This is a genomic window from Polaromonas sp. (assembly GCF_018780625.1).
GTDB lineage: Bacteria > Pseudomonadota > Gammaproteobacteria > Burkholderiales > Burkholderiaceae_C > Polaromonas.
The window spans coordinates 1-10,387 of the sequence record NZ_JADMJK010000021.1; the positions used below are offsets into that span (position 1 = coordinate 1).

The following is a 10,387-nucleotide window of genomic DNA, read 5'->3' on the forward strand; positions in this document are numbered from 1 at the left end:
CCTGCGGCCCGGCAAAGCCGGTTCCGCGGCCCCTGCCGGGGGATGCGGGGGCAGCCCGGCGCTGTGGCCGTGGCTTTCCTGTTTACCCTCACTGCTGACATGCCTACCCGGGAATCTTTTCTAGGCAGTAGCCGAGGCCGCGCACCGTGGCGATCCGGATCGGGCCTTTTTCAATCTTCTTGCGCAGGCGGTGGATGTAGACCTCGATCGCGTTGTTGCTGACTTCCTCGCCCCATTCACACAGGCGCTCGACCAGCTGGTCCTTGCTGACGAGCCGGCCGGCGCGCTGCAGCAGCACTTCAAGCAGCCCCAGCTCGCGCGCCGACAACTCCAGCATCTGGCCGTCGATGGTGGCCACGCGCCCGGCCTGGTCGTAAATCAGCGGGCCGTGCTTGATGGTGCTGCTGGCACCGCCCATGCCGCGCCGGCACAGCGCCCGCACGCGCGCTTCGAGTTCCTGCAGCGAAAACGGCTTGGCCATGTAGTCGTCCGCGCCGTAGTCCAGGCCCTTGACGCGCTCTTCGACGCTGTCGGCAGCGGTCAGGATCAGCACCGGCAGGGCCGAGCCGCGCGCGCGCAGCCGTTTCAGCACTTCCAGCCCGTGCATGCGCGGCAGGCCCAGGTCCAGAATCAGCAGATCGAATTCGGTGTTGGTCAGCAGGGCGGCATCGGCTTCGGTGCCGCTGGCCACGTGGTCGGCGGCGGCGCCTGACGCGCGCAGGGTGCGCAGCAGGCCATCGGCCAGAACCTGGTCGTCTTCTGCAATCAAAATTCGCATGCTTGTCTCCCTAATGTCGGCCTGCCTCCCGCTCGGCGGGCCGGTGTTGTTGTTGGTCGGAAGAATTCTAGGCTTTTCCGGCAGCACGATGCGGGCATGCCCTGCCAGACTAGGCCCCGCAATACGCTTCAAGCCCCAGCGCGACCACGGTGGCCACGTCCTGGCCGACCGCCTGCCGGAATTCGTCTTCGGCCTGCGCTACGGCGCCCTTGAAGGCGTCCAGCCACAGCAGGCCTGCGTCGGTGAACAGCACCTGCCGGGCGCGCTTGTCGTGCGGGTCGGGCGCCCGCCTGACCAGGCCCCAGGCTTCGCACTGGTCGACCAGGTCGCCCATGGCCTGCTTGCTCATGCCGGCGCTTGCCGCCAGGTCGGTCAGCCGCGACCCTTGCACAGCCAGGTGGCGCGTGATGTGGATGTGCGCCGCACCCACCTGGCCGCGCGCGGCCAGGTTGGAAAGCGCCAGCGGCACCAGTACGTTGCGGGCCATCAGCACCAGCACGCGCTCGTCAAAGCGCCGCAGCGCGTGGCCCAGCAGGCGCCCCAGATGGGTCTGCCGCCAGCCCGGATCGCCGGCGCCTTGCGGGAGCGGTTGCGCGTCGGTTTGTTGCATCTGCCCATGTTACTTGGCGCGCCGCAATCAGTCAGGCAAACTGACTAAAAATAGGGTTTACTTATTTCAATGACGCCCATAAAGTACTGGTCATGCATCCAGCTTGTGCCGCAAGGCCCGCGCTGAAAAACGCTGCAAAGCGAGCCCAACAGTTTTTACATCATTGATTTTCAAGGAGATTTTCATGGACGCACCGGTCAAACCCAATCCAGCCCTGAACACCGAAAAAGCCAAGGCCCTGCAAGCCGCGCTGGCCCAGATTGAAAAGCAGTTTGGCAAGGGCACCATCATGAAGCTGGGTGCCGGCGAAGTGATTGAAGACATCCAGGTGGTCTCCACCGGCTCGCTGGGCCTGGACATTGCGCTTGGCGTGGGCGGCCTGCCGCGCGGCCGGGTGGTCGAAATCTACGGCCCCGAGTCGTCGGGCAAAACCACGCTGACGCTGCAGGTCATTGCCGAAATGCAAAAAATCGGCGGCACCTGCGCCTTTGTCGACGCCGAGCACGCGCTGGACATCCAGTACGCGCAAAAGCTGGGCGTCAATCTGCAGGAGCTGCTGATTTCCCAGCCCGACACCGGCGAGCAGGCGCTTGAAATTGTCGATTCGCTGGTCCGTTCCGGCGCCGTCGACCTGATCGTGATCGACTCGGTCGCAGCGCTCACGCCCAAGGCCGAACTCGAAGGCGAAATGGGCGATTCGCTGCCCGGCCTGCAGGCGCGCCTGATGAGCCAGGCCCTGAGGAAACTCACCGCCACCATCAAGAAAGCCAATTGCATGGTGATTTTCATCAACCAGATCCGCATGAAGATCGGCGTGATGTTCGGCAGCCCTGAAACCACCACTGGCGGCAATGCGCTGAAGTTCTACGCCTCGGTGCGGCTGGACATCCGCCGCATCGGCTCCATCAAAAAGGGCGACGAGGTCATCGGCAACGAGACCCGTGTCAAGGTGGTCAAGAACAAGGTCGCCTCGCCCTTCAAGACCGCCGAGTTCGACATTTTGTATGGCGAAGGCATCAGCCGCCTGGGTGAGGTGATCGACCTCGGCGTGGCCGGCCACATCGTTGAAAAAGCCGGTGCCTGGTACGCCTACAACGGCGAAAAAATCGGCCAGGGCCGCGACAACGCGCGTGAGTTCCTGAAGGAAAACCCGGTCCTGGCCATCGAGATCGAGAACAAGGTCCGCGAATCGCTGGGCATTCCGCTGGTGCAGCCCGCCGTGGCGGTTGCCGACGCAGGCGATAGCGCTGAAAAGGCCGCCAAACCGGCCAAGGTCGACAAGGCCCCCAAAGCTGCAGCCTGATCCGGTTTTATAGGAAAAATAACTTGCCGGCCCAGTATTTGCCGAGACATGTAGCTATTAAAAACGTAGTATTTTCGTGCGGAATCCAACGATAAATCCGGCCAAGCCCGCCGCCCGCGCGGGCTTTGGCCTGTCGCTCAAGGGGCGCGCCCTGCGCCTGCTGTCTGGCCGCGAGCATTCGCGCGCCGAACTGGAGCGCAAGCTCAAAGCCCATGAGGAAACGCCGGGCCAGCTGGCGCAGGTGCTCGACGACTTGCAGGCCAAGGACTTCATCAGCGAAGCGCGGGTGGTCGAGTCGGTCATCAACCGGCGCGCTGCGCGTTTTGGCGCGTCGCGCATCAAGTACGAACTGCTGAACAAGGGGCTGGGCGCCGAAGCCGTGGCCGAGGCGGTGAACAGCCTCAAGGCCAGCGAACTTGAGCGCGCCCGCGACATCTGGCGCAAGAAGTTTGACGGTCCCGCGCTGGATGCCGCCGGACGCGCCAAACAGATGCGCTTTCTGGCCGCCCGGGGCTTTGGCGGCGACGTGATCCGCCGCGTGGTGGCGCAGACTGAAGACGACTAAGGGGCGCTCTTAAACCCAGCAGGGGCCGTGGAACCGGCTATGCCGGGCCACAGGCGCAGCGTCCCCCTCGGGGGGCAGCGAACCACACGAAGTGGGGAGCGTGGGGGCTATATTCCAGCAGGGGCCGTGGAGCCGGCTATGCCGGACCACAGGCGCAGCGGCCCCCTCGGGGGGCAGTGAGTTACACGCAGTGCGCGACCGTGGGGGCTATATCTCCAGCATCAGCTGCAGGTTTTGCACCGCCGCGCCACTGGCGCCCTTGCCCAGGTTGTCCAGCCGTGCCACCAGCACCGCGTGGCGGTGGGCATCGTTGCCAAACACGCGCAGTTCCATCTTGTTGGTGTCTTTCAGTGCCACCGCGTCCAGCTTGCCCGATTCGGGTGCGGCTTCCACCGTGACCCATTGGCTGCCTGCGTAGTGGCGGGCCAGTACGTCGTGCAGCTGCGCGGCGCTTGGCTGGCCGGGCAGCAGGTCCAGGTGCAGCGGCAACTGCACCAGCATGCCCTGGATGAAGTTGCCGACCGAGGGAATGAACACCGGGCGACGCGTCAATCCCGTGTATTTCATGATTTCAGGCAGGTGCTTGTGTTCCAGGCCGAGGCCGTACAGCTCAAACGCGGGCGCGGTCCCGGCTTCGTAGGCTTCGATCATGGGCCGCCCGCCGCCTGAGTAGCCGCTCACGGCGGGCAGGCACAAGGGGAAATCAGCAGGCATCAGGCCGGCATCGACCAGCGGACGGATCAGCGCAATCGCGCCGGTGGCGTAGCAGCCCGGGTTGGCCACGCGCTCGGCGGCCACCACGGCGTCCTGCTGGCCGGGGGCCAGTTCGGGAAAGCCAAAAACCCAGCCGGGCGCGGTGCGGTGGGCGGTGGAGGCGTCAATGATCTTGGGTTTTTTGCCGGGCAGTGAATCAATCATGGCCACCGATTCGCGCGCCGCATCGTCGTGCAGGCACAAAATCACCAGGTCGGCCTGCGCCATCAGGCCCCGCTTGGCGGCCGCGTCCTTGCGCAGTTCGGGCGCAATGCTGAGCAGCTCGATCTGCGGCATCAACTGGAGCCGTTCCCGGATTTGCAGGCCGGTGGTGCCGGCTTCACCGTCGATAAAAATTTTAGGCATAGAGGGCTTTCAGCGATAGATTGCGCCTGAACAGGCCCATTGGGCGGCTGGATCAGGCGTAAGGTCCACACAAGAATTGTGCATCGCACCATGATACAGTTCCGGGTTGCTGCTTGCAGCAACAGCTGACATGCTGGTTTTGAGCCGATATGGCCTGTTTTTTGCCTTTCCAACAGCCCTGCCCAACTCCCTGTTGCACCCCTCTTTTACTGAATTCTGAAGGTTTTTCATGAAAATTCACGAGTACCAAGGCAAGGAAATCTTGCGCAATTTTGGTGTGCCAGTGCCGCGCGGCATTCCGGCGTTCACGGTGCAGGAAGCGGTGGAAGCCGCCCAAAAGCTAGGCGGCCCGGTGTGGGTCGTCAAGGCGCAAATCCATGCGGGTGGTCGCGGCAAGGGTGGCGGCGTGAAGGTGGCCAAGACCATTGAAGACGTCAAGCGCATCGCTGGCGAAATCCTGGGCATGCAGCTCAAGACCCATCAGACCGGCCCCGAAGGCCAGAAGGTGCGTCGCCTGTACATCGAAGACGGCGCCGACATCCAGAAGGAATACTACGTTTCGTTGGTGACCGACCGCGCCACGCAAAAAGTGGCCTTCATCGCGTCGAGCGAAGGCGGCATGGACATCGAGGAAGTGGCCCATTCCACCCCCGAGAAAATCATCACCGAGTTCATCGACCCCCTCACGGGTCTGGGCGACGAACAAGCGGCGAAGATCGCCAACGCCATCGGCCTGCCCGCCGAGTCCACCGCCCAGGCCGTGGACATCTTCCAGAAGCTCTACAAGTGCTACATGGACACCGACGCGTCGCTGGTGGAAATCAACCCGCTGAACCGTGACAGCAAGAACGCCCTGATGGCCCTGGACGCCAAGTTCAACTTTGACCCCAACGCGCTGTTCCGCCACCCCGAAGTCGTCGCCTTTCGCGACCTGGACGAAGAAGACCCGGCCGAAGTAGAAGCCAGCAAGTTTGACCTGGCCTACATCAGCCTGGACGGCAACATCGGCTGCCTGGTCAACGGCGCAGGCCTGGCCATGGCCACCATGGACACCATCAAGCTGTTTGGCGGCGAGCCGGCCAACTTCCTGGACGTGGGCGGCGGCGCCACGGCTGAAAAGGTCACCGAAGCCTTCAAGATCATGCTCAAGAACCCTGAAGTCAAGGGCATTTTGGTCAACATCTTCGGCGGCATCATGAAGTGCGACACCATTGCCGACGGCATCATCGCCGCCTGCAAGGCCGTCAACCTGAACGTTCCGCTGGTCGTGCGCATGAAGGGCACCAACGAAGACCTGGGCAAGAAAATGCTGGCCGACTCCGGTTTGCCCATCATTGCCGCAGACACCATGGCCGACGCCGCGACAAAAATCGTCGCCGCCGTCAAGTAAGCGCGCGTAGCGATTAGGAACAAGCATGTCGATCTATATCAACAAAAACACCAAAGTCATCACGCAGGGTATTACCGGCAAGACCGGTCAATTCCATACCCGCATGTGCCGCGACTACGCCAACGGCAAAGAAGCGTTTGTGGCCGGCGTGAACCCCAAGCGCGCCGGCGAAGACTTCGAAGGCATCCCGATTTTTGCCAACGTGACGCAAGCGGCCCAAGCCACCGGCGCTACCGTCTCTGTGATCTACGTGCCGCCCGCTGGCGCCGCCGCCGCGATCTGGGAAGCCGTTGAGGCCAACCTCGACCTGGCCATCTGCATCACCGAAGGCATCCCGGTCAAGGACATGCTCGAAGTGCGCAACCGCATGAAAGCCAAGGAAGCCGCTGGCGGCAAGCGCACGCTGCTGCTCGGCCCCAACTGCCCCGGCCTGATCACGCCTGACGAAATCAAGATCGGCATCATGCCCGGTCACATCCACCGCAAGGGCCGCATCGGCGTCGTGTCCCGTTCGGGCACGTTGACCTACGAAGCCGTGGCGCAGCTGACCGAAATCGGTCTGGGCCAGTCCAGCGCCGTCGGCATTGGCGGCGACCCGATCAATGGCCTCAAGCACATTGACGTGATGCAAGCCTTCAACGACGACCCGGACACCGACGCCGTCATCATGATTGGCGAAATCGGCGGCCCGGACGAAGCCGAAGCGGCCATGTGGTGCAAAGCCAACATGAAAAAACCGATTGTCGGCTTCATCGCGGGCGTCACGGCCCCGGCCGGCAAGCGCATGGGCCACGCCGGCGCGCTGATCTCCGGCGGTGCCGACACGGCCGATGCCAAGCTCGAAATCATGGAAGCCTGCGGCTTCACCATCACGCGCAACCCGTCGGAAATGGCGAAATTGCTCAAAGCCCTGCTGTAAGCGGTGCCAGGCCGCACCCTGCGCTGCCTTGAATTGCAGCGCATTGCGGTTATCCACAACATACAGACCGGTTGTCTTCGCTGACAATCGGTTTTTTAATTTTCTTTAGAGGTTTCCATGGAAGAGTTCATGACCGCGGGATTCTGGCTTGCGGTGGGCCAGATCATCATGATTGACATCCTGCTGGGTGGCGACAACGCGGTGGTCATTGCACTGGCCTGTCGAAACCTGCCCGCCAAGCAGCGCACCCAAGGCATTATTTACGGCACCATGGGCGCCATCATCCTGCGCGTCGTCCTGATCGCGTTTGCACTGGCCCTGCTGGCCGTGCCTTACCTCAAGATTGTCGGTGCCTTGCTGCTGCTGTGGATTGGCGTCAAGCTGCTGCAGCCCGAGGGCGAAGGCGATCACAACATCAGTTCCAGCGACAAGCTCTGGGGCGCCGTCAAAACCGTCATCATTGCCGACCTGGTGATGAGCGTTGACAACGTGCTGGCCATTGCAGGTGCCGCCCAGGGCGCCCACCAGGACCATCAAATGGCGCTGGTGATTTTTGGCCTGCTGGTCAGCATTCCCATCATCGTCTGGGGCAGCCAGCTGGTGCTCAAGCTGATGCAGCGTTTCCCCATCGTCATCACGCTGGGCGCCATGCTGCTGGGCTGGATTGCCGGCCAGATGGCGTTTACCGACCCGGCCCTCAAGCCTTACTTGCCAGCATCGCCGATGTGGGGCTATGCCGCTGCCGTGGCAGGCGCCTTGTTTGTGCTCGCCGCAGGCAAAGTGATGGAGTCGCGCCAAAAACCGGCCAACCCGGCCTGAGCGCCTTGCGCGCCGCCCCCTGATGCCGTGCCGGGGCGGCGTTAATGTGCGTTAAGTCCGGTATGGGTGTGCGAAAGTTGCTTGTCCGTCCGCTGCGCCTCTGTTAGTTTCCATAAACGGGGAATTTACAAGCGCCAATCAGGACAAGGAGGGACGTTGACCACATCATCCATCAGGTGCACGCTTGTGCTGGCGCCACGCTGCAGCGGCGCCGCGCGATGATCTACGATTTTTGCGGCCAGACCGACGCGGGCATGACGCGCAAGAACAACGAAGACGCGCTGGCCTTTGACGCCTCGACCGGGCTTTGCATTCTGGCCGACGGGATGGGCGGCTACAACGCTGGCGAAGTCGCCAGCGCGATGGCGGTCGCATTCCTCAAGTCCGAGATGACTCACTGGCTTTCCCAAGGCGGGCGGCAGGCCACAGGCCGGGAAGTGCACAGGGCGCTGGAAATCTGCGTCGAAAATGCCAACCACTCGATTTTCAATGCAGCCAACGCCAACCCCGCGTTTGCGGGCATGGGCACCACGCTGGTCGTGGGCGTTTTTCAGGAAGGCCGGTTGCTGCTGGGCCACGTCGGCGACTCGCGCTGCTACCGTTTGCGCGGCCAGGCCTTGCAGCAGATCACCAAAGACCATTCACTGATCCAGGAGCAGCTGGACGCCGGGCTGATCACCGCCGAACAGGCCTTGAACGCCCTGCACCGAAACCTGGTCACGCGCGCGCTCGGCATTGAAGCCATGACGCTGGTCGATGTCAATGAACACCGTGTGGAAGTCGGCGACCTCTACCTGATGTGCTCCGATGGCCTGTCGGACATGCTCGCCGACGAGAGCATTGCCAGGATTGTTCGGGGCGCCGGCACGCTGGCGCACAAGGCCGGGCAGCTGATTGACGCGGCCAATGCAGCGGGCGGACGCGATAACATTTCGGTATTGCTCGCGCACGCGAAAGAAGACCCGTCCCGGCGCGGCCTTCTGTCCAGAATACTGGGAAAATACGGCGGTGACTGAAATGTTAAAAAAGTAAACAGGAGCTGGCCATGCCGAAAATAGTTGTTTCCATTGACGGCATCGTGACCAGGGAAGTCCAGCTGACCAAAGACCGGACCTCCCTCGGACGCAGGCCCTACAACGATGTCGTCATCGACAATCTCGCGGTCAGCGGCGAGCATGCCGTGATGGAAATGTCCGGCAGCGAAGTGCACCTTGAAGACCGCAACAGCACCAACGGCACCTACGTCAATGGCCATGCGATCAAACGGCATCTGCTCAAAGACGATGACATCATTGAAATTGGAAAATACCAGATCAGGTTTGTGAGCAAGGGCGCGCCAGCCCTGGTCCTGGACACCACGGCCAGCGAACCGCACATACCGGCACCGATGACCGTTGCCGGTCCGGGCATGGGGCTTCAGGCTGCCATCAAGGTCCTGTCGGGTGCGGCCGCCGGACGCGAAATGGCGCTGGTCAAGGTGGTCACCACCATCGGCAAGCCCGGCGTCGCCGTGGCGGCCATCACCAGAAGACCCCAGGGTTTTGTGGTGGCCCATGTCCAGGGCAGCGGCACGCTGATGCTCAATGGCGCCACGGTCGGTGCGGAGCCGGCGTTGCTCAAGCACGGCGACCGGCTTGAACTGGGCGGAACGCAGATGCAGTTCCTGTCGCAACGCCGGGGCTGACGGTGGCGCCTTCCTCTGAATGACCAAGGTGACCCCCCTTGATGAAGGCCTGGCGCAAACCCCATGAAAGTACGCGTACTGGGCTGCTCCGGCGCCATCGCCAGGGACTGCCGGACCACTTCCTTTTTGCTCGACCACGACCTGCTGGTGGACGCAGGGACTGGCGCGGGCGACCTCACGCTCGACGAAATGGCCGGCATCGACCATGTGCTGCTGACCCACTCGCACCTTGACCATATCGCCGCGCTGCCGCTGATGGTGGACGCGGTTGCCGCCCGGCGCAGCACGCCGCTGCAGGTGCATGCCCTGCAAGCCACCATAGACGCGCTGAAAGCGCATATTTTCAACAACGTGATCTGGCCCGATTTTTCGTCCATTCCCACGCGCACCGCACCCTTCTTGCAGTTTCACGCGCTGGCGCAGGGCCAGACCCTCCAGCTGGCCGGCAAACAAATCGAAGTGCTGCCCGCCGTGCACACCGTGCCAGCGGTAGGCTACGCCGTCACGGCCGGCCAGGGCTACTGGGTGTTTACCGGCGACACCGAGCACAACCCCGCCCTGTGGGCCCGCCTGAACCAGCTGGACGTGGCCCTGCTAATCATAGAAACCGCCTTCAGCAACCGCGAGCGCGGTCTGGCCCAGCGCAGCCTGCACCTGGCACCCCACACGCTTGCCAACGAACTCGACTTCATCGCGCCAGGCAAAAAGTACCCCATTTACATCACCCACACCAAGCCCGCCGAAACCGAACGCATCATGGCCGAGATCCAGTGCTTCGACCAAGCCAACCCCCTGGGCGACCAGGTAATGCACGACATTCGCCAGTTGCATGCTGGCCAGGTGTTTGAGTTGTGAGCGCTTGCCAGCGTTGTTGAAGGCCGACTGTGCTGACGTTCGCGCAATGGATGGCCACAGTTCATTTTTCAAAACGACTACGGTTCATCCGTTTTCAGGCTGATGCATGACAAAAATGTCATTATGTGTGAGGTTTTGTGTCAAAAAATGTAGTTTGGTTACGATTTTTGACGCAAAAACAGGTATTTCAGGGCTTCAACGGGTTGGCACGCAAGCTGCTGTAGTATTCGGCAAGTTTTTTCAACCAAGGAGTTTTTTCATGAAGCGTTCTATGCAAATGGTTCAAAAGGGTTTCACCCTGATCGAATTGATGATCGTCGTGGCGATTATTGGTATTTTGGCGGC

General features: G+C 62.2%; 12 protein-coding genes. 9 read left to right on the forward strand and 3 right to left on the reverse strand.

The genetic code is table 11. The features are described from left to right. Positions 1-103: 103 nt before the first annotated feature. Positions 104-778: a response regulator transcription factor gene (locus tag IV091_RS01660; RefSeq protein WP_293464306.1), complete on the reverse strand. Its 675-nt coding sequence runs from the start codon at positions 776-778 to the stop codon at positions 104-106. Positions 779-887: 109 nt separating this feature from the next. Beyond that, on the reverse strand, positions 888-1,388 hold the full coding sequence (locus IV091_RS01665) for a MarR family winged helix-turn-helix transcriptional regulator (RefSeq protein WP_293464308.1): 501 nt from the start codon (positions 1,386-1,388) through the stop codon (positions 888-890). A gap of 184 nt (positions 1,389-1,572) precedes the next feature. Between IV091_RS01665 and recA the strand changes: the two genes are divergently transcribed. Next, positions 1,573-2,691 (forward strand): recombinase RecA, encoded by a 1,119-nt coding sequence (recA, locus tag IV091_RS01670; RefSeq protein ID WP_293464310.1) that lies wholly within the window; start codon positions 1,573-1,575, stop codon positions 2,689-2,691. A 76-nt stretch (positions 2,692-2,767) separates the two neighbouring features. Continuing rightward, positions 2,768-3,256, forward strand: a complete 489-nt coding sequence (recX, locus tag IV091_RS01675; protein ID WP_293464312.1) for a recombination regulator RecX — start codon at positions 2,768-2,770, stop codon at positions 3,254-3,256. Positions 3,257-3,463: 207 nt separating this feature from the next. On the opposite strand, the gene argC is transcribed toward recX, so the two are convergent. After that, the gene (gene argC, locus IV091_RS01680) at positions 3,464-4,375 is read right to left on the reverse strand and encodes an N-acetyl-gamma-glutamyl-phosphate reductase (protein ID WP_293464314.1); all 912 of its coding nucleotides are present in this window, start codon (positions 4,373-4,375) and stop codon (positions 3,464-3,466) included. 229 nt (positions 4,376-4,604) lie between these two features. Between argC and sucC the strand changes: the two genes are divergently transcribed. From sucC to IV091_RS01715, 7 genes are all read left to right on the forward strand, one after another. After that, complete coding sequence (sucC, locus tag IV091_RS01685; protein WP_293464315.1) at positions 4,605-5,765, forward strand: ADP-forming succinate--CoA ligase subunit beta; 1,161 nt, start codon at positions 4,605-4,607, stop codon at positions 5,763-5,765. Between the two features lie 25 nt (positions 5,766-5,790). After that, positions 5,791-6,684 (forward strand): succinate--CoA ligase subunit alpha, encoded by an 894-nt coding sequence (sucD, locus tag IV091_RS01690; protein ID WP_293464316.1) that lies wholly within the window; start codon positions 5,791-5,793, stop codon positions 6,682-6,684. 117 nt (positions 6,685-6,801) lie between these two features. Then, positions 6,802-7,503 carry a TerC family protein gene (locus tag IV091_RS01695; protein WP_293464317.1) on the forward strand — a complete coding sequence of 234 codons (702 nt, stop codon included), beginning with the start codon at positions 6,802-6,804 and terminating at the stop codon, positions 7,501-7,503. 218 nt (positions 7,504-7,721) lie between these two features. Beyond that, a complete protein-coding gene (locus tag IV091_RS01700) occupies positions 7,722-8,519 on the forward strand; it encodes a Stp1/IreP family PP2C-type Ser/Thr phosphatase (protein ID WP_293464323.1) in 798 nt (265 codons plus the stop codon). Positions 8,520-8,548: 29 nt separating this feature from the next. Continuing rightward, positions 8,549-9,187 carry an FHA domain-containing protein gene (locus IV091_RS01705; RefSeq protein ID WP_293464318.1) on the forward strand — a complete coding sequence of 213 codons (639 nt, stop codon included), beginning with the start codon at positions 8,549-8,551 and terminating at the stop codon, positions 9,185-9,187. A gap of 63 nt (positions 9,188-9,250) precedes the next feature. Continuing rightward, positions 9,251-10,042, forward strand: a complete 792-nt coding sequence (locus IV091_RS01710; protein ID WP_293464320.1) for a 3',5'-cyclic-nucleotide phosphodiesterase — start codon at positions 9,251-9,253, stop codon at positions 10,040-10,042. 154 nt (positions 10,043-10,196) lie between these two features. Continuing rightward, on the forward strand, positions 10,197-10,387 hold a 191-nt coding region (locus IV091_RS01715; protein WP_293464321.1), incomplete at its 3' end, for a type IV pilin protein.

Excerpts from the sequence above, each read along its gene's own strand:
- IV091_RS01660 (WP_293464306.1), bottom strand. The coding sequence starts at position 778 with ATGCGAATTTTGATTGCAGAAGACGACCAGGTTCTGGCCGATGGCCTG.
- IV091_RS01665 (WP_293464308.1), bottom strand. The coding sequence starts at position 1,388 with ATGCAACAAACCGACGCGCAACCGCTCCCGCAAGGCGCCGGCGATCCG.
- recA (WP_293464310.1), top strand. The coding sequence starts at position 1,573 with ATGGACGCACCGGTCAAACCCAATCCAGCCCTGAACACCGAAAAAGCC.
- argC (WP_293464314.1), bottom strand. The coding sequence starts at position 4,375 with ATGCCTAAAATTTTTATCGACGGTGAAGCCGGCACCACCGGCCTGCAA.
- sucC (WP_293464315.1), top strand. The coding sequence starts at position 4,605 with ATGAAAATTCACGAGTACCAAGGCAAGGAAATCTTGCGCAATTTTGGT.
- sucD (WP_293464316.1), top strand. The coding sequence starts at position 5,791 with ATGTCGATCTATATCAACAAAAACACCAAAGTCATCACGCAGGGTATT.
- IV091_RS01695 (WP_293464317.1), top strand. The coding sequence starts at position 6,802 with ATGGAAGAGTTCATGACCGCGGGATTCTGGCTTGCGGTGGGCCAGATC.
- IV091_RS01700 (WP_293464323.1), top strand. The coding sequence starts at position 7,722 with ATGATCTACGATTTTTGCGGCCAGACCGACGCGGGCATGACGCGCAAG.
- IV091_RS01705 (WP_293464318.1), top strand. The coding sequence starts at position 8,549 with ATGCCGAAAATAGTTGTTTCCATTGACGGCATCGTGACCAGGGAAGTC.
- IV091_RS01710 (WP_293464320.1), top strand. The coding sequence starts at position 9,251 with ATGAAAGTACGCGTACTGGGCTGCTCCGGCGCCATCGCCAGGGACTGC.